Annotated in this window: 24 protein-coding genes; 9 read left to right on the forward strand and 15 right to left on the reverse strand. The window is 60.4% G+C overall.

All coding sequences use genetic code 11. The features are described 5' to 3' along the window. The first annotated feature begins 21 nt into the window (after positions 1-21). From CO660_RS23730 to CO660_RS23750, 5 genes are all read left to right on the forward strand, one after another. The gene (locus tag CO660_RS23730) at positions 22-999 is read left to right on the forward strand and encodes an ABC transporter permease (RefSeq protein WP_097600768.1); all 978 of its coding nucleotides are present in this window, start codon (positions 22-24) and stop codon (positions 997-999) included. A gap of 1 nt (position 1,000) precedes the next feature. Next, positions 1,001-1,879: an ABC transporter permease gene (locus CO660_RS23735; RefSeq protein WP_097600769.1), complete on the forward strand. Its 879-nt coding sequence runs from the start codon at positions 1,001-1,003 to the stop codon at positions 1,877-1,879. After that, on the forward strand, positions 1,876-2,679 hold the full coding sequence (locus tag CO660_RS23740; RefSeq protein ID WP_097600770.1) for an ABC transporter ATP-binding protein: 804 nt from the start codon (positions 1,876-1,878) through the stop codon (positions 2,677-2,679). The genes CO660_RS23735 and CO660_RS23740 overlap by 4 nt, the downstream gene beginning before the upstream one ends. Continuing rightward, the gene (locus CO660_RS23745; protein ID WP_097600772.1) at positions 2,676-3,575 is read left to right on the forward strand and encodes an ABC transporter ATP-binding protein; all 900 of its coding nucleotides are present in this window, start codon (positions 2,676-2,678) and stop codon (positions 3,573-3,575) included. The genes CO660_RS23740 and CO660_RS23745 overlap by 4 nt, the downstream gene beginning before the upstream one ends. 69 nt (positions 3,576-3,644) lie before the next feature. Next, entirely contained in the window at positions 3,645-4,322 is a 678-nt protein-coding gene (locus tag CO660_RS23750; protein ID WP_097600773.1) for a hypothetical protein, read from the forward strand. A 7-nt stretch (positions 4,323-4,329) separates the two neighbouring features. Here the strand turns inward: CO660_RS23750 and CO660_RS23755 are convergent, their stop codons facing one another. The 3 genes from CO660_RS23755 to CO660_RS23765 all read right to left on the reverse strand — a co-directional run bounded on the left by CO660_RS23755 (position 4,330) and on the right by CO660_RS23765 (position 6,385). Beyond that, the gene (locus tag CO660_RS23755; RefSeq protein WP_097600774.1) at positions 4,330-5,124 is read right to left on the reverse strand and encodes an aldolase/citrate lyase family protein; all 795 of its coding nucleotides are present in this window, start codon (positions 5,122-5,124) and stop codon (positions 4,330-4,332) included. Positions 5,125-5,187: 63 nt separating this feature from the next. Further along, the gene (locus CO660_RS23760; protein ID WP_097600776.1) at positions 5,188-5,388 is read right to left on the reverse strand and encodes a hypothetical protein; all 201 of its coding nucleotides are present in this window, start codon (positions 5,386-5,388) and stop codon (positions 5,188-5,190) included. Positions 5,389-5,479: 91 nt separating this feature from the next. Next, positions 5,480-6,385: a LysR family transcriptional regulator gene (locus CO660_RS23765; protein WP_097600778.1), complete on the reverse strand. Its 906-nt coding sequence runs from the start codon at positions 6,383-6,385 to the stop codon at positions 5,480-5,482. A gap of 95 nt (positions 6,386-6,480) precedes the next feature. Between CO660_RS23765 and betC the strand changes: the two genes are divergently transcribed. Continuing rightward, positions 6,481-7,995, forward strand: a complete 1,515-nt coding sequence (betC, locus tag CO660_RS23770) for a choline-sulfatase (protein WP_097600779.1) — start codon at positions 6,481-6,483, stop codon at positions 7,993-7,995. Positions 7,996-8,001: 6 nt separating this feature from the next. On the opposite strand, the gene CO660_RS23775 is transcribed toward betC, so the two are convergent. Together CO660_RS23775 and CO660_RS23780 are read right to left on the reverse strand one after the other, a co-directional pair. Further along, positions 8,002-8,862, reverse strand: coding sequence for a TIM barrel protein (locus tag CO660_RS23775; protein ID WP_097600781.1), 861 nt, complete (start codon positions 8,860-8,862; stop codon positions 8,002-8,004). A gap of 66 nt (positions 8,863-8,928) precedes the next feature. Continuing rightward, complete coding sequence (locus tag CO660_RS23780) at positions 8,929-10,299, reverse strand: amidase (protein ID WP_097600782.1); 1,371 nt, start codon at positions 10,297-10,299, stop codon at positions 8,929-8,931. Between the two features lie 270 nt (positions 10,300-10,569). Here CO660_RS23780 and CO660_RS23785 point away from each other — a divergent pair, with 270 nt between their 5' ends. The 3 genes from CO660_RS23785 to CO660_RS23795 all read left to right on the forward strand — a co-directional run bounded on the left by CO660_RS23785 (position 10,570) and on the right by CO660_RS23795 (position 12,275). Then, positions 10,570-10,845, forward strand: coding sequence for a hypothetical protein (locus tag CO660_RS23785; protein ID WP_176536365.1), 276 nt, complete (start codon positions 10,570-10,572; stop codon positions 10,843-10,845). A gap of 109 nt (positions 10,846-10,954) precedes the next feature. Continuing rightward, positions 10,955-11,392: a DUF1810 domain-containing protein gene (locus CO660_RS23790; protein ID WP_097600784.1), complete on the forward strand. Its 438-nt coding sequence runs from the start codon at positions 10,955-10,957 to the stop codon at positions 11,390-11,392. Positions 11,393-11,753: 361 nt separating this feature from the next. After that, positions 11,754-12,275, forward strand: coding sequence for a tetratricopeptide repeat protein (locus CO660_RS23795; protein WP_097600785.1), 522 nt, complete (start codon positions 11,754-11,756; stop codon positions 12,273-12,275). A gap of 117 nt (positions 12,276-12,392) precedes the next feature. Here CO660_RS23795 and CO660_RS23800 read toward each other — a convergent pair whose 3' ends face one another. The 10 genes from CO660_RS23800 to CO660_RS23845 all read right to left on the reverse strand — a co-directional run bounded on the left by CO660_RS23800 (position 12,393) and on the right by CO660_RS23845 (position 22,150). Next, the gene (locus CO660_RS23800) at positions 12,393-12,962 is read right to left on the reverse strand and encodes a hypothetical protein (protein ID WP_097600786.1); all 570 of its coding nucleotides are present in this window, start codon (positions 12,960-12,962) and stop codon (positions 12,393-12,395) included. A 77-nt stretch (positions 12,963-13,039) separates the two neighbouring features. Then, positions 13,040-14,341, reverse strand: a complete 1,302-nt coding sequence (locus CO660_RS23805; RefSeq protein ID WP_097600787.1) for an AAA family ATPase — start codon at positions 14,339-14,341, stop codon at positions 13,040-13,042. 15 nt (positions 14,342-14,356) lie between these two features. Beyond that, on the reverse strand, positions 14,357-15,298 hold the full coding sequence (locus tag CO660_RS23810) for a type II secretion system F family protein (protein WP_097600788.1): 942 nt from the start codon (positions 15,296-15,298) through the stop codon (positions 14,357-14,359). A gap of 7 nt (positions 15,299-15,305) precedes the next feature. Further along, the gene (locus tag CO660_RS23815) at positions 15,306-16,259 is read right to left on the reverse strand and encodes a type II secretion system F family protein (RefSeq protein ID WP_097600789.1); all 954 of its coding nucleotides are present in this window, start codon (positions 16,257-16,259) and stop codon (positions 15,306-15,308) included. Then, on the reverse strand, positions 16,256-17,704 hold the full coding sequence (locus CO660_RS23820; protein WP_097600790.1) for a CpaF family protein: 1,449 nt from the start codon (positions 17,702-17,704) through the stop codon (positions 16,256-16,258). Before CO660_RS23820 ends, CO660_RS23815 begins: the two co-directional genes overlap by 4 nt. A 16-nt stretch (positions 17,705-17,720) precedes the next feature. Further along, positions 17,721-18,284, reverse strand: coding sequence for a L,D-transpeptidase (locus CO660_RS23825; protein WP_097600791.1), 564 nt, complete (start codon positions 18,282-18,284; stop codon positions 17,721-17,723). Then, positions 18,281-19,423, reverse strand: a complete 1,143-nt coding sequence (locus CO660_RS23830; RefSeq protein WP_097600792.1) for a response regulator/pilus assembly protein — start codon at positions 19,421-19,423, stop codon at positions 18,281-18,283. The genes CO660_RS23825 and CO660_RS23830 overlap by 4 nt, the downstream gene beginning before the upstream one ends. A gap of 29 nt (positions 19,424-19,452) precedes the next feature. After that, entirely contained in the window at positions 19,453-20,079 is a 627-nt protein-coding gene (locus CO660_RS23835) for a TadE family protein (RefSeq protein ID WP_097600793.1), read from the reverse strand. Next, the gene (locus CO660_RS23840; protein ID WP_085781105.1) at positions 20,073-20,552 is read right to left on the reverse strand and encodes a TadE/TadG family type IV pilus assembly protein; all 480 of its coding nucleotides are present in this window, start codon (positions 20,550-20,552) and stop codon (positions 20,073-20,075) included. The genes CO660_RS23835 and CO660_RS23840 overlap by 7 nt, the downstream gene beginning before the upstream one ends. Continuing rightward, positions 20,549-22,150 carry a TadE/TadG family type IV pilus assembly protein gene (locus CO660_RS23845; RefSeq protein ID WP_097600794.1) on the reverse strand — a complete coding sequence of 534 codons (1,602 nt, stop codon included), beginning with the start codon at positions 22,148-22,150 and terminating at the stop codon, positions 20,549-20,551. Before CO660_RS23845 ends, CO660_RS23840 begins: the two co-directional genes overlap by 4 nt. Positions 22,151-22,221: the final 71 nt, after the last annotated feature.

Raw genomic sequence — 22,221 nt, forward strand, 5'->3', positions numbered from 1 at the left:
TCCCGTCACGACGGAGTTCCCATGGCTTTCCTGCTTCGCCGCCTCGTCTTCTATATGGCAGCCTTCATCGCGGCAGCGACGATCAATTTCTTTCTGCCCCGGCTGATGCCGGGCGATCCCGTGCAGATCATGTTTTCGAGCGCCGGCACAGAACTGCCGCCGGAAAGCCTGCAGGCGCTGAAGCTCACCTTCGGCTTCGTCGACGGCCCGCTCTGGCAGCAATATCTCACCTATCTCGGCAGCATCTTCACCGGCGATCTCGGCCGCTCGATCAAATATTTCCCGCTGCCGGTCACCTCGGTGCTCGGCCATGCTCTCGTCTGGACCGTCGGCCTGATGGGAACAGCGACGATCGTCAGCTTCGCGCTCGGCACCTTGTTCGGTATCGTCGCCGCCTGGCGGCGCGGCAGCAGGTTCGATGTCGTCGTTTCCGTCGGCGCGATCTTCGCGACCTCGGTCCCAGCCGTCGTTACCTCGCTGATCGTGCTTTTCATCTTCGGTTTCACGCTAGGCTGGTTCCCGAACGGTTATGCCGCCGACCCGTCGCTCGATCCGGCCTTCAGCCTGCACTATATCGGCAGCGTCGCCTATCACGGCATTCTGCCGATGGTGACGCTCTGCACCGTGCTGATCGGCGGCTTCACCGTGACCATGCGCAACAACATGATCAACCTGCTCGGGGAGGACTATATCGTCATGGCCCGCGCCAAGGGCCTTTCCGACCGGCACGTGATGCTGTGGTATGCGGCGCGCAACGCCCTGCTGCCGACCGTCTCCAGCCTTGCCATCGCCATCGGCACCATCCTCGGCGGTTCGCTGGTCACCGAAGTCGTCTATAACTATCCCGGCCTCGGCAATATTCTGTACCAGGCGATCCTCGCCCGCGATTATCCAGTCATCCAGGGCCAGCTCCTCATCATGACCGCGACCATGCTGATCGCCAATTTCATCGTCGACGTCAGCTATATCTTGCTCGACCCGCGGCTGAAGGGAGCTTGAGATGAAAAGCCTGCTTCGAAACCGCAAGGCCCTTGTTGGCCTCATCATCATCGCGTTCATCGTCGTCGTCGCGATCGCAGCGCCGCTGCTGACGCAATACGATCCCGCCGCCCGCACCGGCAGGCCGCATCAGCCGCCGTCGCTCGACCATCTGCTCGGCACCACCCGCATCGGCCAGGATGTTTTCGCCCGGCTGCTCTACGGCGCCCGCACCTCGCTTGCCGTCGGCTTCGGCGCCGGGCTGCTGATCACCCTCGCCGGCACCGCGCTGGGCATCATTTCCGGTTATCGCGGCGGCAAGACCGACGAAGTCATCAGCTTCTTCACCAATATGGTGCTCGTCGTTCCCAACCTGCCGCTGCTGCTCGTGCTCGCCGCCTTCATCGGTCAGGCAAGTCCCGTCGTCATCGCCCTCATCCTCGGCGCCACTTCGTGGGCCTGGGGCGCGCGCGTCACCCGCGCCGAGGCGCTTTCCGTCAAGCAGAAGGATTTCGTCAAATCGGCCGAGATGATGGGCGAGCCGCAATGGCGCATCATGACATTCGAGATCTTCCCCAACGTGATCTCGATCGTCGGCATCAATTTCATCGGCAGCGTCATCTTCGCCATCATCACCGAGGCGACGCTGGAATTCTTGGGCCTCGGCGATCCCAAAGCGATCTCCTGGGGAACGATGCTCTACAATGCCCAGAAGGCCTCGGCCCTTTCGGTCGGCGCCTGGTGGGATATCCTCACCCCCTGCTTCGCGCTCGCCTTCCTCGGGATCGGCATGTCGCTGCTGAACTTCGCCGTCGACGAGATCGCCAATCCGCGTCTGCGCACCGGCAATCAACTGAAGCGCTGGTCCCTGCTCGTCCGTTCCGGGAAGGGTCGCCTGTGACCCAGCCGCTGCTTTCGGTGAGGAACCTCACCATCGACTACATCGGCGAGGAGAAGGATTTCCGCGCCGTCGACGATGTCAGCTTCGATGTCGCACCGGGCGAAGTCTTCGGCCTTGCCGGCGAATCCGGCTGCGGCAAGAGCACCATCGCCTTTGCCATCAGCCGGCTGCACAAGCCGCCGGCATTGATCCGCAGGGAAAGCCGGATCCTGCTCGACGGCCGCGACGTGCTCGGCCTCGACCAGCAGGCGCTCAGCGCGTTCCGTTGGCGCGAGGTCGCCATGGTTTTCCAGAGCGCGATGAACTCGTTGAACCCTGTGCTGCGCATCGAGAGGCAGTTCTACGATGTGCTGCGCACCCACAAGAATATGAGCCGTGCGCAAGCGCGCGAACGCACTGCCGAGATGCTCAAGCTCGTCGACATCGCGCCGGACCGCATGTGCGACTATCCGCACCAGTTTTCCGGCGGCATGCGCCAGCGCATCGTCATCGCCATCTGCATGGCGCTCGATCCGAAGCTGGTCGTCATGGACGAGCCGACGACGGCGCTCGACGTCGTCGTTCAACGCGAAATCCTGCAGCGCATCAACGAGCTACGCCGCAGCTTTGGCTTCTCCGTGCTGTTCATCACCCATGATCTCGGGCTGATGGTGCAGTTCTGCGACCGTATCGGCATCATGCTTGCGGGCAAGCTTGTCGAGCAGAACGGCGCCGAGGCGATCTACAGGACGCCGAAACACGCCTACACGAAGAAGCTGTGGGCCTCCTTTCCCTCGCTTCATGGAGGCGTGCTGCTGTGAGCGATGCCATCCTTGCCCTCGACAATGTGACGAAGACCTTCGGCCACGGCGCATCCGCCGTTCATGCCGCTCGCTCGATCTCCATTTCGCTGCATGCCGGCCGGGCGCTGGCGCTCGTCGGCGAATCCGGCAGCGGCAAGACCACCTGCGCGCGGATGGCGATGCGCGAATATCAGCCGACATCGGGGCAGATCCTCTTTAAAGGCCGCCCGGTGGAAGGGGCGAGAGCAAATGAGATCGCTCGCTATCGCCGCTCGGTACAGATGATCTTCCAGGACCCTTTCGCTTCGCTCAACCCGACGCATACCATCGCCCATCATCTGAGGCGGCCCTTGAAGCTGCACCGGCCGGAGATCAACGGAGCTGAGATCGACATCACGGTCCGCAGACTGCTACAGCGCGTCAGGCTCGATCCCGATCTCGTCGCGCCGAAATATCCGCACGAAATCTCCGGCGGTCAGCGCCAGCGCGTCAATATCGCCCGCGCCATTGCCGTCAAGCCCGAGGTGATCGTTGCGGACGAACCGACCTCGATGCTCGACGTCTCGGTGCGCCTGGGGGTGCTCAACCTGTTGAACGAAATGAAGCAGGATATGAATCTCGGCCTGCTCTACATCACCCATGACATCGCCACCGCCCGCTATGTCGCGGAGGACATCGCGGTGATGTATGCGGGCCAGATCGTCGAATGGGGCAGCACCGCCAGCGTGATCGACAATCCGCTGCATCCCTATACAAGACTGCTGCTTTCGGCCGTGCCCGATCCCGATGTCCGTTTCGAAGACCCGAAAGCCCGGCTGAGGCCCGATGAAGTCGAGGATATCCGCCGCCGTTCTGCCGCGCCACAGGATGATATCGTCGAAGTGGAGCAGGGTCACTTCATCCGGATGGTCTAAGATCGGCTCGCTGGCCTCGCCCTTTGCGCTATGCTAGGGACCGTCCCTTTCATGTGAGGCGAAACCATCATGCTGCCCTGGATCCAGCTCGATTCCGCGACCATTCCCGGCGAAGACGGCGAACTCAGGCTGAAGCGGCGCGGCGGCGAATTCTCGATCATGCTCGGCGCCAACGAGCTGATGAACAGCCGCCTCAGCGGCTCGGAAGAAGCGCTGGCGACCCTTTCCTGGGAGCGGATCAAGGCGCACCCAAAGCCGAAAATCCTGATCGGCGGGCTCGGCATGGGCTTTACCCTGCGCGCCGCCCTTGCCGTCGTTCCCGAAGATGCCGGCGTCATCGTCGCGGAACTGGTGCCCGCTGTCGTCGCCTGGGCGCGCGGACCAATGGCCGAAGTTTTCAAGGGATGTCTAGACGACCCGCGCGTCCACATTCACCAGGGCGATGTTGGCGAGGCGATCCGCGCCGGCAAGGCTGCCTATGACGCGATCCTGCTCGATGTCGATAACGGCCCGGACGGGTTGACCCGCAAATCCAATGACCGGCTCTACGATTTCGCCGGCCTTCGCGCCGCCCGCGACGCGCTTCGCCCCAACGGCGTGCTCGCCGTCTGGTCGTCCGGCCCAGATCCCGATTTCACCCGCCGTCTCAAGGACAGCGGCTTCTCCGTCGACGTGGTCAATACCCGCGCCAACCGCAAGCGCGGCGCCCGCCACGTGATCTGGCTGGCGGCCAAACCGGCTCGCTGAGACGAGCTCAGCCGGCGGAAGCGATCCTGCGCGCAGCGTTGATCGCTCGGCGGGCGCCGGCGCGCAGTTGCACGGTCTCCGCGCCGGCGATGACCAGATCGAATCCGTACTTCAGCAGTTCCCCGGCCCGTTCGCCATCGCCGGCATAGGCGCAGGCGAATTTCCCGTGGGCGCGGCAGCGGGAAACGGCGTGCTGCATAGCGCTGTCGATCTCGGCGGCGTTCGGCGCCACCTGATCGCCGTTCGACAGAGCTATCGAAAGATCGGCAGGGCCGACGAAAATGCCGTCGATGCCGGTAACGCCAAGAATGCCGTCGATCGCATCGAGCGCGGCGCGGGTCTCAACCATGGCGATGGCGACCGTGAGCTCGTTGGCGCTCTTGAGATAGGCATCGGCCGACAGGCCGGTATGGTTCAGCGCCAATGACGGCCCCCAGCTTCGCTCGCCGAGCGGCGGATATTTCGTGGTCCTGACCAGCGCTCGCGCATCTTCTGCCGAATTGATCATCGGCGCGATGATGCCGGAGGCGCCGGCATCGAGCAGGCGCGAGGCGGAAGCGAAATCGCCGACGGGTATGCGGGCGATGGCCGGCTTTCCGGCGAGACGAACCTGAGCGACGGCGTTTGCCGCCGATTGCATATCCCACATGCCGTGCTGCATATCGAGCACGACGGCATCGAAAGCCTCTTGCGCCAAATGGTTGACGAGCATGGCATCGGGGATGCCGACCCAGGCGGAGATCATGCCGCCCTGGTGCTTTCTGATACGGTCGGCAAAACCGTCGATTTCAGCTGCGCTCATGCCATTCTCCTCATTTCGACAGGCCGTCAGCGGCCGGATTTGCCGCCAGACGGCAGCAGCAATTCATCCTCTGCGACGCAGCCGCGAGAGCATGACGATCACCACGATACCCGCTGCGGCCAGAATGGCTCCCCAGAGCATCCAGATCTTTTGAGCGATCATGAAACTGGACGCCGGATAGGGAAAATAGCCGCTTCCCTGCCCGATCCAGATCAGGCCGAGCAAGACCATGAGCAGACCTATGACATATCCGATCGTTCGCATGCTTCAGCTACCTTCGCCATCGATTCGGCCCCACAATGTCGATCGCGATCGCCGATGACAAGGCTTCTCCCGGACAGAACTGCAACCGCCGCTAATCATTTCTCTTCACCTCATCCACCAGCCAGGCGCTGAGCCTCTCGCTGTGAACGTTTGGAGACCGCGGCGGCACCAGCCAGTAACCGTGGTCGGGCGCCTCCAGCGGTGGACCGGCTTCGACGAGCATGCGTGCCGAAAGAAGCGTATCGACGAGGCCCTTCCAGCCGATCGCCACGCCCTGCTCGCTGAGGGCGGCCTGGATGACCAAGGAATAGGTATTGAAGCTGATATCGCCGCGCCCGGCGTTGATGTCGCGCAGGACCGAGAATTCGGCAAAGTAGCTGCGCCAGTCGAACCAGGGCGATGGCAGCGGTCCGTCAAGATGGATCAGCCGCGCCTTTGCGAGCTCTCTTGGATCGTCGAGGGGGCCGTTGCGATCGAGAAATCCGCGCGTGCAGACGGGCACGACCCTCTCCGGCAGCAGGAGCGTACCGACGGCTGCAAATTCCTTACGCGTACCGAAAACCACCGCGACATCGGCTTCATCGCGGAATCCGGCCGCAAGCCTCTGCGTCGCAATGATCTGTATGTCCGTTTCTGGATGCAGAAGGCGAAACCTCTCCATCCGTGGGATCAGCCAAAGTGCCGAGAATGCATAGTCTGTCCTGAGCCTGACGACCGGCCGTTGAGCTTCGACGCGAAAACTGCGGGCGAGTGCATCGATGTCGCCGACCGCTTTGGCCGCCACCGTGAGAAGCCGCTCGCCTTCCGCGGTCAGCTCGACGCCACGATGCTGGCGGCGCAGCAGGCTGACACCGAACTGTTCTTCCAGCCGGCGGATCTGGTAGCTGACGGCGGGCTGGGTCAGCCCGAGTAGCGTCGCAGCCGCCGAAAAACTGCCCAGTCGCGCGACTTCAACGAAAAGGCGCATCCATCCAAGCTCAGGCGGGTGTTGTGCCATAAAAATCCCTTTAGGCAGCTATCGAAAAAAGCTGCCTTTACAGGCGCAATGATAGGCGCTTCAATAAAATCTTCAAATAGCAAAAGGCAAATCATATGGCGCGCCCGAATATCCTCATTCTCATGGTGGACCAGTTGAATGGGACCTTGTTTCCCGATGGTCCGGCCGATTTCCTTCATGCGCCGCATCTGAAATCCCTGGCCGAGCGCTCGGTGCGCTTCGCCAATACCTATACGGCAAGCCCGCTCTGCGCGCCGGCGCGGGCATCCTTCATGTCGGGACAATTGCCGAGCCGAACGCGCGTCTACGACAATGCGGCCGAATTCGCCTCCGACATTCCGACCTATGCCCATCATCTGCGCGCCGCCGGTTACCAGACCGCACTCTCAGGCAAGATGCATTTCGTCGGCCCCGATCAGCTGCACGGTTTCGAGGAACGCCTGACGACGGATATCTACCCGGCGGATTTCGGCTGGACGCCCGACTACACCAAGCCCGGCGAGCGCATCGACTGGTGGTACCACAATCTCGGCTCGGTCACGGGCGCCGGTGTGGCCGAAATCACCAACCAGATGGAATATGACGACGAGGTCGCCTATCACGCCACGCGGAAACTCTATGATCTCTCCCGTGGCCATGACGAGCGCCCCTGGTGCCTGACCGTCAGCTTCACCCATCCGCATGACCCCTATGTCGCGCGCCGCAAATTCTGGGATCTCTATGAGGACTGCCCGGCCCTCGATCCGGCAGTTGCGCCGATCGCTTTCGATGAGCAGGACCCGCACTCGCAGCGCCTGATGAAAGCCTGCGACCAGGATGCTTTCGACATCAGCCGCGAACAGATCAGACGGGCAAGACGCGGCTATTTCGCCAATATCTCCTACGTCGATGAAAAGATCGGCGAGATCCTCGACGTGCTCGAACGCAGCCGCATGGCCGACAATACGATCATCCTCTTCGTGTCCGACCATGGCGATATGCTCGGCGATCGCGGCCTCTGGTTCAAGATGAACTTCTTCGAAGGATCGGCTCGCGTTCCGCTGATGATCGCAGCGCCCGGCTGGGCGCCGAAGCGCATCGACCAGCCGGTTTCCACCCTCGACGTGACGCCGACGCTCGTCGGCCTCGTCGGCATCGATATCGCCTCGTTGAAACCGTGGACCGAGGGCTGGGATCTCGCAGCGCTTGCCCAAGGCACCGGCAGCCGCGGCCCCGTGCCGATGGAATATGCCGCTGAAGGTTCCGAAGCGCCGCTCGTCTGCCTGAGGGATGGGCGATACAAGCTGTCGCTCTGCGAGAAGGACCCGCCGATGCTTTTCGACCTCGAGGCCGACCCGAGAGAATTGAATAATCTGGCGAGCGATCCCTCGCATGCGGAAGGCTTGGCGCGGCTAACCGAGCAGGCAAGCCGGCGCTGGAACCTTGGCGATTTCGACGCAGCCGTGCGCGAAAGCCAGGCGCGACGCTGGGTGGTCTATGCAGCGTTGCGCAACGGCGCCTACTATCCCTGGGACTACCAGCCGCTGCAGAAAGCCTCGGAGCGCTACATGCGCAATCACATGGATCTGAACGTGCTGGAGGAGAGCCAAAGGTTCCCGCGCCAGGAATAAACGTGATTAACCGGTCTTTCGCGTCGGCGCCTCGCGCAGGAAATCCTCGATGAACGCTTTTTGCAGCAGGATGCCGTCCCATTCATCGGGGAAGAAGGGCGAGTCATAGATGAGCGTGAAAGGCCCGGCGTAACCGGCCTTCTCGCACATCTCCAGGCACTTGCGGTAATCGTCAGCATCGAGACCTGCAGGGCCGTAATCGGCCTTGGCGTGGCAGATTTCCGCTCGGCGCATGATATCGGCAAGACCTTCGTACTTGGAGGGTGCCGACCAATTGCCGAGGTCGCCGTTAAGGCCGACCTTGCCGTCCAGCCGCTCCAGCAGCCAGTTCATCTCCACCGGCGACGGCAGCAGGTCGAACCAGTTCTCGACAACGACGCGCACCCCACTGCCTTTGGCCTTGTCGGCCAACCAGTTCAGATGGCGGGCAGCGCGAGCAAGGTTTTCCTCCGTCGGCTTCTGCTTGCCGGCAATGACCCGCATCCGCTCAGCCCCGAGGGCAGCGGATATGTCGATCCAACGCGCCATCCATTCGACGTCGCGTTCGGCCGTTTCGGGATGGCTCGGGTCACCGTCCTCGACCAGCAGCGTCTGGAACAGCACATTGGACGCTGCCATCGCGTCGCGCAGCTCGTGGAGGTAGCCGGTTTCGAGGCTCGGCAGATGGAAGGAACAGATCTCCAGCCGATGGATGCCACGTACCGCCAGCGCCGCCGGAACGTCGATCAGCGCCGCGACACCGGGGCCATACGGTTCTTTGGGGGCAGCACTTTTGCTGGGATCAGGGCTGTAGGCATGGACCGCGCCGAGCAGCCGGTGCAGTGACCACGTCGAAACCGCAAAGCGTCCGTTCTGCAAAAGCTGCATGTGCCTTCCTCCAGAAAGCTTCTCGTTCCATTAATGGCAAAAAAAGCCCGCGCGCTTCAATTGCCGTCAAGCGAAATCGCCACGGATGACTGCCTCGGCGGCCAGGGCAGCCCCCAACAGCGCCTCGTCGCGATGGGCGGTCGCTGAAAGCAGCAGGCCGACAGGCATACCGGCCCCGGCCGTGCCGCAGGGAACGGAAACGCCGCACCAGTCGAGAAAGTTACCGAGCGCGGTGTTGCGCAGCGTCTTGTTGTTGGTCGCGAAGAAGAGCTCGTCGTCGCGCTCCAGCGGGCTGATCGGCGGAGCGACATGGGCAACAGTGGGAAAGACGATGAGGCGGTTACCGACCAGGCGATCGACGTCGGCGATAAGCCGATCGCGCGCCTGCAGGATCGCTATATAGTCGGGCAGCGTCGTCCTGCTTCCCAAGCGAGTGCGCATGACGACGCGGTGGTCCATGCGGTCTGCATCCGGTCCCGCGAGGCGTTCGTGGTGAAGGGCGAACGCCTCTGCCGTCACCAGCGGGCCGTATCTCGTCATCAGATCGAAAATCTCGTTGAACGCTGGGATGACGGTGCGGGATACATGGGCGCCGGCCCTTTGTAGGCGTTGCAACGCTGCCTCGAACGCGGCGACGACACCCGGTTCGGCTTCATCGAAAACGACATTTTCTGGCACAAGCAATTCCAGCCCCGGCAGGTCGGGCTCGCCGACGTCAGGCGCGGTCAAGCCCCGCAGTGCCGCATCGATCCAGACTGCGTCCCTGACGCTGCGGCAGAGCGGCCCCAGCGAATCGAGGCTTTTTGCCAGCGGGTAAACTCCATCCATCGCATAACGGCTGCGTGTCGCCTTGTAGCCGACGATTCCGTTGAACGCAGCGGGAATGCGCACCGAGCCGCCGGTATCCGTGCCCACCGCGACCGGCAGCAGCCCGGCCGCGACCGCGACACCGGCGCCGGAGGAGGAGCCGCCGGGAATACGCGGGAGATCCGTCCCACGCGGATTGACCGGCGTGCCGTAATGCGGATTGATGCCCAGACCGGAAAAGGCAAATTCGCTCATATTGGTTCGGCCTATGGCGACCATGCCAGCCTGCCTGAGAAGACCGACGACCGCCGCATCACGGCTGGCGGGTGCGTCGGAAGCCAGGACGATTGACCCCGCCGTCGTCGGCAGGCCTTCAATGTCGAAAAGATCCTTCCAGGCGATCGGAATGCCGTCCAACAAACCGAGCGAGCGCCCTTCCCGCAAACGTTTGGAGCAGGCGCGCGCCTCCTCCACCGCCCGACCTTCGAGCAGTGTGGTGAAGACCGCCTTGTCGGCATAGTTCGCTATGGATTCGAATACCGTCTCGGCCACATCGACCGGATCGGCGGCGCCGCCTTGGATGAGAACGGAAAGCTGGGCGACCGACATCGCACCGAAGAATTTGCTCATGGGGCGGTCCTTATGAGAGATGCGGTCAATGACTAACCCGGATCATTCCGGCGAGCCAGAGCTTCACGATATTTTGCATCTATTGGTACGAATTTTTGAACACTGAGTTTGAATATTGCCCCTTCAATTGCCACGATTGAAGACACACATGCATGCACGCATGCCGAGCCGGTTCGACGCGAGGGTGAGAGTTTACTCTTCGACCGACCGCATGTGTTGCAGGAGTAATTAAAAATGACAGATTGTGAAACTTTAAGCCGTCGCCAGGACATGGTGACCCTCCACGTGAAAGAGGACGAATCTCTGGGTCCAGGCGAGCGTGACTATGTGGAACATGTCAGCGCGCAGAAACTTTCCGGTTTCGAGCGCATCGTGGTGGTCGCAGCGTTGGTTGTCTTGAGCTTTGTTGGTTTTGCCGCATATTCTTCCAGTGTGACGGATCCGGTGACGACATCGGCCATTGCCGCCACCCCTGGCGATACGCCGCATCATCAGCCTTACGGCCATTGCCGTGACAGCAGCCCTTATGCTGAACGGGTCTGCTGACAGCAAGCCGACTACCCCGGGCGACGTTGTTGTTCGCCCAGGGAGAAGTTTCTTCGCCGGGCATGGAGCCCCTCTGGCTCAAGCTGCGTTGACAGCAAGGGAAAGAACCATGGCCGGCAAGATCGATTACAATCTCGAACGTTTCGTCAATGCCCAAAACGGCGTCTACGAGCAGGCGCTTTCCGAGCTGAAGGCCGGACGGAAAACGTCTCATTGGATGTGGTTCATCTTCCCGCAGATCGCTGGGCTCGGCACTTCTGCAATGGCGGAAAAATATGCCATACGCTCGGCCGGGGAAGCGGCCGCCTACCTCGCCGATCCCACGCTCTCAAGCCGGCTGCTGCGCTGCGTCGAGGCTCTTTTATCGATCGACGGCCGATCGGCCCATGACATCCTCGGCTCGCCTGATGATCTCAAGCTGCGCTCATCGATGACCTTGTTTGCAGCGATCAGCGATCATGACTCGCCCTTCCACCGGGCGATCGACCGTTTTTATCAAGGAAAATTCGACGAGCGGACGATCGAGATCCTCAGCGCCAAGGACTAGAGCGGTTCAGCTTTTCACGGAAGCGCAGAACCGCTCCAAGTTTTTGTTTTTACGCAATTCCCGGCAAAGGCGCTTCGCGCTTTGCCTGGGAAAACCGTTTCACACTTTTCCTGGAATTGCTCTAAGCGGAGCGACATGCGCCGCCAAATTTTTCTATCAGGCCGAGATTTTGGGGCGCACATGTTGCCTACCCCGAGTAGTTGGCGTTTATTGCCCATGGCGCAAGCCAGCGAAGACCGCCTCTGTCGCCTTTTTTGTGAGTATCTGCTTAAATTCTTGAGTTGTTAGCTTTTTTTCACGATGATGCCGGTGAACGCATCCGAGTCTTGGGTAAGAATGTCTGATGGGGATCAAATTGCCAATGCTGCAGATCAGAGCTGGGACTAAATGCATTGCCTTTTTGCTGGCGACCGGAGCCATTTTGGCTGGTTGCCAGTCATCCGGCGTTGATGGTCTGGCTGCTTACGGCGACAGCGCAAAAACTCTCCAGGATGACTCGGCCGTCGCCTTCTACAAGAACGACGAGCTGATAACCAACGGCAAACTGCAGTTTCAGGAAAAGAATTACGGAAAATCCTACGCCATCTACAAGCGAGCGGTTGACGTTTTTCCGGAAGACCCGGCCGCCTGGTTAGGCTTGGCGGCCTCCGCCGATATGGTTGCCCGCTTCGATACCTCCGACCGCGCTTATCAGCAACTCTCGCGGATGATCGGCAACACCCCGGTCTACTACAACAATATCGGCTATTCTCACCTGTTACGCGGTGACCTGCGTACCGCCAGGCGCTATTTCCTGAAAGCCTATGAGCTTGATCCCGGAAACGAAGTCACTGCCCGTAATCTCGAACTGATGAAGAACAGCGTGAAGTATGCTCAGCGGTAATCGATCCTTCAGCGATCGGCAATCTGCGTCGAGATGAGAACGCCCTAGATGTGAGCAGCGGCACGGCGCCCCTGGCGGCGTCCACCGATTGCTTTGGAGATTTCGGCGAGTCGGTGTTTACCGTGCCTTCCGAAGAATGAGCTTGCCTTCCGGCGAGAGTGTGCGTTCGTAACGCGGCAGGTTACTGACGGAAATGCCGCCGGCTTCGATCGACGCAAGGGTGCTATCTGCAGTTTGTGTTTCCGCTGACACGCCACGGGGTGCGAAAAACTGTGCCGGTTCCTTGCCGGGTGCACTGAGGACCAAAGCTGAACCCATGCGTGCACCGCTCATGTCGTTGCGCATTCCTTCGTTGATCGACAGAATGGACTTTTGCAGGCTATCCATCTCCTGGCGGATCAGTGCGACTTCGTCGGCCTTGGCATTCTCCGCGATGTTGCGCGACTGCTTTTCCATTTGTCCTCTCAGGCCATCGATGGACCTTTTAAGCGCAGCGATGGTCTCGCGGCTCTCGCGAACATCGGCCGAGTTCTTGGCCGTATAAATGAGAACGCCGGCATTCACAGGCAGGAGCATGAGGATCAAACCGACGAGCAGCGGGTTTCTTGAGGCTCTCGGCTCTGGCGTTCGCATATGGCTTGGTTTTGCGCCGTCGACTTCGACGTCGATATTCGGGATGCCGGTCATTCGCTTACTCCCCGTAAGTCATCAAATCTGCGTTGGCATTGTCCAGGAACAGGCCGTGATCAGCGCCAAGTCCGCAATCATTCCGACGTAAATACACCTTCCCACGCGCGTTCGAGCATATCAAGCGACGCGATTCGCGCTAAGCCATTAAACTCGCAGTAGGAACCGACGAAATCGAGAAGATATTTCGGATGGTAGCAAGACGCCAGCACATCGCCGTTGTACTTGCGATCGTAGAACAAGTTCAGCTCTGGGTCAGAGACAACCAATCCAGTGCCGCTGGCGTAGGATTTGAAAATTCTGAGATATTCGTCGCGTGACGGAGTGTTGACAAAGATCTTGTATTTGAGGCGCCGCAAGCCCGCCTCGTCGGAGAGGTCCTTCGGTGCGATATTCGTCGAAAACACGACCAGCTCGTCAAAGGGAACCTTGAACTTCTTGCCGGTGTGCAGCGTCAGAAAGTCATATCCGCGCTCGAGCGGCACAATCCAGCGATTGATGAGCGCCTGTGGCGCCACTTGCTGACGCCCGAAGTCGTCGATGATGAACACGCCGCCGGACGCTTTCAAGTGTATGGGTGCTTCATAGACATTTGGCCCGGCGTTGAAGGTGAGATCGAGCTGATCGAGGGTCAATTCCCCGCCCGTCTTGACCACCGGACGGCGGCATTCGATCCATCGTTGATCGGCTTTCGAATGGGAGTCCGTGCCAGCCTCCGACACGGGGTGATGCACGGCCTCGTCATAGAAACTGATGACATGACCGCCGACCTCGATGGCATATGGCACCCAGATCGTTTGCCGAAACAGTTGCGACGTCCGCTCGGCGATGCTGGTCTTCCCGTTGCCGGGCGGTCCGTAAAGCAGGATAGAGCGACCGGAGTTGATGGCCGGGCCGAGTTTTTCGACCAGGGTGTGCGAGAGCACCAGCCCCTCAAGGCTGTCGGTCAGCCGCTCTGGGGTTACGCGCTCGTGATGGATGGACTGCAAACCTATTTGTCGGCAGAACGCGTCGAGCGACACCGGCGCCGGCCCGACATATTGGCATTGGCGCGACGCCGCGTGGGCATATTCGAACCCTTTCATTGACAGCGCATATCGGACATCGGATCTGACATCCTCACCCGCCAGGCCGCGAGCCTCGAGGTATGCGAGTTTCACCAGTTCCTTGATCAGGATATTGACGATCACTTTCGGCAATTTCATGCGTTCAGCGAGATGAGAGGCCGTGGTCGTATCCTGCTCGGCCGCACATTTTGCGGCCAGCCGAAGCAGGAACGACTGATCCAATCCCGCTTGCTCTATGCTTCCCGGTGCCATTGGCATACGCGGATCGAGGGAAATGATCGCGTCACGATTCTGTTCGAGCGAATACTGCATACGACCTCGCTTGGCTTAACCGCCGGGTTTCATGCCGACAAGAAGACTGATGACACGCATAACAACGGGCACGAGTACAATGACGAGGCTTACCGGAAAAAGGAACGCGCCCAGCGGCAGCAGCATCTTGACCGGCAAGGCGTTCGCCTTTTCCTCGGCGCGCACAATACGCAGGTCGCGCATTTCCTTGCTGTAGACCCGCAGCGTCTGCGTGACGCTGGTCCCGAGCTCCTCCGATTGGCGGAACAGAACGGACAGGGCCCGGGCCTCGTCGATTCTCAGGCGGGTGGCCAGGTTAGCGAGCGCCTCACGCAGTCGCCGGCCGCCCCGAACTTCCAGCATCATGATCGAGAGATGGAGGCCGAAGTCCTGCTGCTTGTCCACGAATTCCCGGGCAACACGGTTCGCGGCCGCTTCGATGCTCATCCCTGCATCGAGGCAGACGATCAGCATATCCATGAAATCTGGAAAGAGACGGCGGTATTCCCTCTCCTTGGCGGTGCCACGCCGGTCGATATAAATGTTGACGAGAATAAAGGTCGCGCCCGCAGCAAACATGGCAATGATCAGGGCGCCTATCTGCGGCATGTTTGGCGCGATCCGGTTTAGGGCCCAGACCGCCCCGACCAGCATGCAGATACAAATCACCGCGCGGACCACCTGGAAGGTGGTCACCGCGCCGGCAGCAAAATAGCCCGCCCGAATCAGCCGGTTCTGGGTGGAGTTCAGATTCGTGTCACGTCGCGTAATTTCGAAATAGCGGCGGATCAGGCGGTTTTCCGCCTCGCCGAGATCGGCAATCGTCGTATCGCCAACATGGAACTCGTCGCGCACCGCCGAGCTCTTCGACACCCGAACCGAGACCTCGCGCTGTCGAAAAAACAATTCCGAGGCTGCCGCCGAAAATATCAGCACTGCAAAGAAGACGATGAGGTAGATTCCATACTCGCTCGACATGACCGCCTCAGTACTCGAAGTTGACCATCTTGTAGAGAATGACATTCCCGATCGCCATGATGGCCAGCAGAATGCTCACAACGGCAGGTCCGTGGCCGCTGTCCCAGACGGGATCGAAGTAGGTCGGCGATAACGCCTTGATCATCGCGTAGAGCAAAAACGGATAGATCGACATGAAGATCGCCGTGATGCGTCCTTCAGACGAAATCGCCCTGACCTTTGCCTTGAGCATCGACCGGTCTCGCAGCGTTTTCGAAAGGTTCTGCAAGATCTCCACGAGATTGCCGCCGGTTCCCGCCTGTACGCTCAACGATATCGCAAGCAGATTCAGGTCCTCGACGCCGACCCGATCGGCTAAGTTCACAAGAGCATCGTCCAGCGTCACGCCGTAGGTGAGTTCATCCGAGAGGAGGCCGAACTCGGTGCCGATCGGATCAGGCATCTCGCGTGCCACCAAAGAAATCGCCGCCGGCAGCGGGTGGCCGGCGGCCAGGCTGCGATTGGCGACATCGAGCGCTTCAGGAAGCTTCAGCTCGAATTTCTTCATGCGGCTCGCCCGGGCGCGCCAGACGACCAACGCGGGGATGAGCAGGCAGATCAGCAGAAAGACGGGTATTCTAAACAGAGTGCTCGGCACGAGGAACTGAACTGCCAGCCACGTAAAAAGTGCGCCAGCGATCGCGAAGAGAGCAAATCGCCTGGCATCGAACTTGATTCCCGACTGCGCGTAGAACCGCAGCAGCCGCTGCATCATGGGGGTTTGCCGCCAACCACCGGCGACACCCCGCTCCTTGAGCATATCGCTATAGGTCTTGCGATGATCATCGCTGACCTCGAGCAAGCTCAACCGATGGTTCACGGCGCGGTGGCGTTCGGATGTCTTGAAGTAGCCGCGCATAATCGCTTCAACAGCGACAAGGGCCGCGGTGAAAACGGCAGCGTAAACGAGAGTCAGGGTCATTGAACAGGTCCCGTTTGGAGCGGTTTACCGGGATCAAAAATTGCCACGGGAATCTCGATCCCGAGTTCCGCAAATTCCTCGACGAATCGCGGCCGGATGCCGGTGGCGCGGAATTCGCCATGGATCCGCCCGCCTTCGTCAGTGCCGATTTTCTTGAACTTCATAATCTCCTGCATCTGCACGACTTCGCCCTCCATGCCGGTGATCTCGGAAATCGAGACAACTTTGCGGCTGCCGTCGCTCAAGCGCTGGACCTGCACGATGATGGTGATGGCCGACGAGATCTGTGAGCGAATGCTCAACTGCGACATCGGCATCCCCGCCATGCCGACCATCTGTTCGAGTCGGCCGACGGCGTCGCGGGGCGTGTTGGCGTGGATAGTCGTCATCGACCCCTCGTGACCAGTATTCATCGCCTGCAGCATGTCGAACGCCTCGTCGCCACGGACTTCGCCGACGATGATGCGGTCGGGACGCATGCGAAGAGCATTTTTCAAAAGTTCGCGTTGACGGATCTCGTTGCGTCCGTCGAGTGTCGGCGGTCGGGTTTCCAAACGCCCGACATGGGGTTGCTGCAGTTGGAGTTCGGCCGCATCCTCGATGGTGATCAGGCGCTCCTTTGGAGAAATCTGAGAGGAGAGAGCATTGAGCAAGGTGGTCTTGCCGGAACCGGTGCCGCCTGAAATGACCATGGACACTTTGCCCTTGACGGCGGCGCTGAGAAGGATGCGCATCGCATCGGCCATGGCGCCATATTGCACGAGGCGCTCCAATGTCAGCGGCTTGCGGGTGAATTTGCGGATGGAAACGAGCGGCCCATCGACCGAGATCGGCCTGATGGCGACGTTGACACGCGAGCCATCCTTGAGGCGGGCGTCGACCATCGGCGTCGATTCATCGACGCGGCGGCCGACGGCCGAGACTATCTTGTTAATCACCCGAAGCAGATGGTCCTCGTCCTTGAAACGGACGGCGGTGCTTTCAAGCTTGCCGCTCCGCTCGACATAGACGCTGCTGTAGCCGTTGATGAGAATATCTGCGATCGTCTCGTCGGCCAGCAGCGGCTCGATCGGTCCCAGCCCGAGCATCTCATCGGTGATATCGCGGATCAGATCGTTGATTTCCTTGGCATTCAGCGGAAAGTTGTTACTCCGGATATAGTCCTTGACGAGCGGCCGGATCTCGGTCGCGATCTCCTCATTGTCAAGCGTGTCGAGTATCCCGAGGTTGATACGATCGAGCAGGTAACGGTGCAGATTGACCCGCTCGGAAACCATGTCCGGCCCGAGCGACGCCTCTTCGCCACCCGCCGTGGCGCTGTCAGAGACCGGTCGGGCAGGCATGTTCTGAGCTGCGACGAGAGACAGGTCGGCCGCCTCCGGATGTTCCCGGCTTTCAGGCTCCTGCTGATGCTTGTAGAAACGCCCCATGATGCCGTTCGCCATGCTTCCCACCCCTGAACTATTTTACAATGACCGTGGAACCGACTTTCACCCTCTCATAAAGATCGATGACGTCGGCATTGCTCATGCGAAAACAGCCCGATGAGGCGAAATCGCCGACCGTCGACTGCTCGTTCGTTCCGTGAATGCGGTAGAGCGTGTCGGTCCCGCCCTTGAAGAGATAGATCCCGCGAGCGCCCAAGGGATTGAGCGGTCCGGCAGGTACCAAGTCCGGAAGTCCGGCCGCGCGCGCCTTCATCTCAGCAGGCGGGCGCCAGTCGGGCCACTCGGCCTTGCGCCCAACCTTGACGGTCCCGCTCCAGCGAAATCCGTCACGTCCGACGCCGATCTTGTAACGGATCGCACGTCCTTCAGAGATGACGAGATCCAGCGTTCGGTTCGCGCTGACGATGACGATCGTTCCAGCCGCGTAGCTTTTTTCAATCGTCACCATGGTGCTTGTCGTCGGCCCCAGGGTTCGTGGCACAAGCCCGGCTGCCGCGGCATCCCCGGCAACGGCCAGAACGGCCAGAACCAGAAGGCCGACGCAAGACCTTATGCGGCCACGGTCACTCGCCTTCATCGCACCAATGCTCCAAGTTTACCGACCGCGCCGCAGAAGCGCGCGCGGGAATTCACCTGAGCCGGCAGCACGCCCCGGTTAACCGCCTCGCTCAAAGTATCCCATTCATCCGCAATGACATGCGTCGGGATGCCCTTGAAGATCTTCTCCGTCTGTTGCCGGCGCAGGCCGAGGCCGAAAAGCTTGGCGCGGTATTTGTTGATGACGATGAATATCTGATCCGAACTGCCTCGCAGCCGCGCCAGATTGGTAAACAAATCCTTGGCTTGGGAAAGCGCGGGGATCGTCATTTCGGTGACGATGTAGATGCTGTTGACCGAAGTGAGCACCTCGTACTTCCACGGCGTGTCATAATAGGGGACGTCGACGACCGTGTGGTCGCTCTCGAAGGCGGCCACGTCGAGCATACGCAGCACGAGTTCACCGCCCTTCGGCGACAGAAGGACTGACGGCTGCTTGAAGGAAAGCAGTGAAAAGCCTCCCGGATGCCGCTTTCGGACGAGATCGATGAATTCAAGATCGACCCGGGAAGGATTGGCGATCACCGGTTTCAAGTCATAGTCGTTCACAAGATTGAGATAGTAGCCAAGCGCCCCGGAGCAAAAATCCGTATCGAACAGGTCTACCCGCGGCGTCGAGTTCTTGGTCGGCTGAGCCAGCGAATGCGCAAGCGACGAAGCGATCATGCTGGCGCCCGCGCCACCGACGGCTGAGACCACGGCATGCACCCGGCTGTCGCTGGCCCCGGTGCCTGGCGCATGGGTTGAAATCATGTCGATGAGGGCGCGGCGCTCCAGCGGCTTCTTCAGCCAGTCATTGCCGTTCAGGCGGAAGAGCAGCCGCATCATGTCGTCCGGCAGGTCTTCGGAAACGACGACGAGCGGAATGTCCCGGTAGCTGGTACGAAACGCGAAGAGCTCCGGTTGCTGCAGCAATTCCCCGTTGTCGACATCGAGAACCATCAGGTCGAACTGCGTCGGATCGAGCCGGCCCTTTTCTCCGAGCGCCTTAAGCGAGAAATGGCGGACATCATAACGCGAAAGCGACCCGAACGTATCGAGCATGAAGCTCGCTGCAGCCGCGTCGTCGGAGAGAACCAGGATCTTGGCGGATGCGGCAATGTTCATGTGCGCTGTCATTTTCGCTTTCCTACGCGTTAATTAAGGAATCAGCAGGTTGAGCAGGTCTTCAGGTCTTCCGTCGTGATCGTTACTGGATGGGCCGGGATGGTGACGTCGTTCAATCCCAACAGCCCGCCGAGGATCGGCAGATCGAAGGTGATGTCGCGCACCTCCAGCCGCATCGTCACCACGGGCCCGTCAGGGCGGCCCCAATAGCCAAGTCCCGATCGCTGATAGGTGACAACCAGATTCTCCCGCTTGATGCGCCAGTTAAGGTCACAAATGCCGGGATGCGGATCGGTTCCTACGTTGCAAACGCCATCGCTTCCCAGGACGATGCGGTTCAATGCCGCCATGCTGCAGTTGGCAAGAGCCGGTCCGCAGGTCGACGATATCGTGGCATCGTTCGGAGTGGCTTTGCCGTTGTTGAGCGGATCGGCAGCGTCGGTCGGGAAAACGGCATTGAAATTGGTTGTCAGCGGATCTGATACTGCCGCCAGTCGGGCACCATATTGCAGTGCCTTGACCGTCTGATTCCACTGCGACATGGCATAGCCGAACTCGATGAAGGCGGCGAATACCAGCATGACGATCGGAAAGGTCAGCAACGCTTCGACAAGGCTGACACCACTGCTATCCTGCCAGAATGTCTTGATCTGCCGAAAGATCACCATCCGATATATCTCTCTTCATGGAAGGAACTGAGGGTGATGGCGTCGATTCCAAGAAAGCCGAATACCGGCGAGCTCTGGTAGAGATGCGCAGTGGAAATGGTAATGTTCCCATCGGCATCGGGCGCACTGATGGTAATGTCGGCAGGGTCGTTCCAGCCGGGGACGCGCGGTTGAGCGTTTGCCGCAGGTGTCTGCGTTCCGTAAAAAGCGATCGTCTTTGCCGTTGCCTGATTGCATGTCGGCACATAAGTTCCCGACAGCGGTCGGCATCGCGAGAGGTAACGCCCAGCATCCCGCAGACCTGCGTCGATCTGCATCCGCTGCCAGAAAATGCTGCCGAACTCCAGTATGGCAGCGGCAAAGAGCGTCACAAAGGGGATCGCGAGCAGCGCCTCGGCAAGCACTGCGCCCTCCTCCCGCCGCCAGAAGCCGAGGCAAAGCTGATGCAAGATAAACTTGCGGAGCGCCATCATCTAACCAACTCCGCTTCTTCCCGCAGGAATTCGTCTGCCGTACCGCGACCACCCTTGCCGGTGATGTCGATCATCTCCAGGGAAAGGTAGCGTTCGCTGGAATCCTTTATCGCCGGCTTGGTCAGGAACATGCGCGCGAAGGCCACGGCGCGGGTGGCCTTATGACCGTTCAGATGCCCGACTGAGGCTTCATAGCCACAATTGACGATGGCTGAGAAGATTTCGCGGCGATCACCATATTCAGCCGCGGTATAGTTCGAAAGGTCCGGGCCGGTATAGCACTGGCCGCCGGTTGTCGGTTTGCCGGTTTCGCCATTCGCCGAGGCATGGTTGATCAGAGATGGGTTAGCAAGCTCGTAACGATAAACGTCGTAGGCGGAGGGCTGGCTCGGTGTTCCGGTCGCCTGCGGGGGATAGCTGGAGTAGTTGCTGAGGACCGTGCTCACCGAGGGCGCAGCCGTGCCCTGCGCGACATTCCAATAGGTTGTGTAGTTCCAATTGTTGCCGCTGCTGATCTTGCCGCCGGCAAGCGAGCTCATGGCCGCTCCGTAGCCGAGCGGCAAAGCCTTGGTCGCATCGCCGACAACGTCTCCGACCATGACCGGAGCATAGGTATCGCAGCCCGGCTTTCCCTTGGTGGTTGTCCGAGCGGAGCGTACGTTTCGCGCAGGACGGTAACGATAATCTCCCTTCGCGCTATTGAACGAGGAGGCGTAAAAGCCGAAGCGCGTATTCACCCCGTCCTCGATGGGCCCCGCCATTGCGCCGGTCTCGGTATCAAGATTGTCCTGTGTGTAGCAGGCGCCGGGATTGCCGGTGGCAAGTGCCTCCGCCAGCACGGACGCACCATTGCCCAAGGGGGTTCGCAGGAAGCCGAAATTGCCGGGGCCGGGACTGGACGACGAGGTGCTGTGAAGCTCGATCTGCCGACCGTAGAGATTGCCGGCCGCAAAATTGGTGTGCAAGGCGGCTGCGGCAGCTGCGTCTGCGCTTTCACTGGTGTTGCCAGCAGGCTCGAACGGATTGCAGATAAAGATCGGCGTCACGTCGCATGCGCTGGCGTGGTATACCGCCACGGCGTCGGCGGCAATGTTGATCGTATCGCGGTTGAAGCCGACCGGAATCGGAAAGATCGTCTGCATCGCTTGCGGCTTGGCGATGACCCAGGCATAGGAAGCTTCGCTGGGCTCTGTCGTTTCCATCGAAGCCGGGATGGGCGTATCGTCGTTGGCCGGGATGCTCTTCAGAAAAAGCACGGTAACCGTGCTTCCGGCATCATTGCCGGCGTCATAGCTCACGCTGATATACGAGCCAAGCGACATGCCGGTCCCGCCGCCGGAGAAAGCCGCGCTATTGGCGATTTTCTCGATCGCCGTCTGCGCCCTCGAAATGGCATCATCGCGGCCATCGAGTTCCCGGGCCCCCGCCAACGCCATCGCATCGACCGCGTTCTGGAGATCGGTATGCAGGTTGCTGCTGCGGCCGACATCGATGACCAGCAGCGAAAAGCCGAGAAGCATTGGCATGGCGATGAGCGTCAAGGCGATGACATAGCCACGATGATCATTCCAGAACCGTCTGAGAACCCTGCTGAGCATTGGCGTCCCCCCATCACGGCGCTATCGCCGTGATGACCCCGTTTCGTGCATTTCCCCTGCGGCGCGCTACG

Source organism: Rhizobium sp. L9, assembly GCF_002531885.1.
Taxonomy (GTDB): Bacteria; Pseudomonadota; Alphaproteobacteria; order Rhizobiales; family Rhizobiaceae; genus Rhizobium.

Bases quoted from the DNA above. Each gene is read 5' to 3' on its own strand.
- CO660_RS23730 (WP_097600768.1), top strand. From the start codon at position 22: ATGGCTTTCCTGCTTCGCCGCCTCGTCTTCTATATGGCAGCCTTCATC.
- CO660_RS23735 (WP_097600769.1), top strand. From the start codon at position 1,001: ATGAAAAGCCTGCTTCGAAACCGCAAGGCCCTTGTTGGCCTCATCATC.
- CO660_RS23750 (WP_097600773.1), top strand. From the start codon at position 3,645: ATGCTGCCCTGGATCCAGCTCGATTCCGCGACCATTCCCGGCGAAGAC.
- CO660_RS23755 (WP_097600774.1), bottom strand. From the start codon at position 5,124: ATGAGCGCAGCTGAAATCGACGGTTTTGCCGACCGTATCAGAAAGCAC.
- CO660_RS23760 (WP_097600776.1), bottom strand. From the start codon at position 5,388: ATGCGAACGATCGGATATGTCATAGGTCTGCTCATGGTCTTGCTCGGC.
- CO660_RS23765 (WP_097600778.1), bottom strand. From the start codon at position 6,385: ATGGCACAACACCCGCCTGAGCTTGGATGGATGCGCCTTTTCGTTGAA.
- betC (WP_097600779.1), top strand. From the start codon at position 6,481: ATGGCGCGCCCGAATATCCTCATTCTCATGGTGGACCAGTTGAATGGG.
- CO660_RS23775 (WP_097600781.1), bottom strand. From the start codon at position 8,862: ATGCAGCTTTTGCAGAACGGACGCTTTGCGGTTTCGACGTGGTCACTG.
- CO660_RS23780 (WP_097600782.1), bottom strand. From the start codon at position 10,299: ATGAGCAAATTCTTCGGTGCGATGTCGGTCGCCCAGCTTTCCGTTCTC.
- CO660_RS23785 (WP_176536365.1), top strand. From the start codon at position 10,570: ATGGTGACCCTCCACGTGAAAGAGGACGAATCTCTGGGTCCAGGCGAG.
- CO660_RS23790 (WP_097600784.1), top strand. From the start codon at position 10,955: ATGGCCGGCAAGATCGATTACAATCTCGAACGTTTCGTCAATGCCCAA.
- CO660_RS23795 (WP_097600785.1), top strand. From the start codon at position 11,754: ATGCTGCAGATCAGAGCTGGGACTAAATGCATTGCCTTTTTGCTGGCG.
- CO660_RS23800 (WP_097600786.1), bottom strand. From the start codon at position 12,962: ATGACCGGCATCCCGAATATCGACGTCGAAGTCGACGGCGCAAAACCA.
- CO660_RS23805 (WP_097600787.1), bottom strand. From the start codon at position 14,341: ATGCAGTATTCGCTCGAACAGAATCGTGACGCGATCATTTCCCTCGAT.
- CO660_RS23810 (WP_097600788.1), bottom strand. From the start codon at position 15,298: ATGTCGAGCGAGTATGGAATCTACCTCATCGTCTTCTTTGCAGTGCTG.
- CO660_RS23815 (WP_097600789.1), bottom strand. From the start codon at position 16,259: ATGACCCTGACTCTCGTTTACGCTGCCGTTTTCACCGCGGCCCTTGTC.
- CO660_RS23820 (WP_097600790.1), bottom strand. From the start codon at position 17,704: ATGGCGAACGGCATCATGGGGCGTTTCTACAAGCATCAGCAGGAGCCT.
- CO660_RS23825 (WP_097600791.1), bottom strand. From the start codon at position 18,284: ATGAAGGCGAGTGACCGTGGCCGCATAAGGTCTTGCGTCGGCCTTCTG.
- CO660_RS23830 (WP_097600792.1), bottom strand. From the start codon at position 19,423: ATGACAGCGCACATGAACATTGCCGCATCCGCCAAGATCCTGGTTCTC.
- CO660_RS23835 (WP_097600793.1), bottom strand. From the start codon at position 20,079: ATGGTGATCTTTCGGCAGATCAAGACATTCTGGCAGGATAGCAGTGGT.
- CO660_RS23840 (WP_085781105.1), bottom strand. From the start codon at position 20,552: ATGATGGCGCTCCGCAAGTTTATCTTGCATCAGCTTTGCCTCGGCTTC.
- CO660_RS23845 (WP_097600794.1), bottom strand. From the start codon at position 22,150: ATGCTCAGCAGGGTTCTCAGACGGTTCTGGAATGATCATCGTGGCTAT.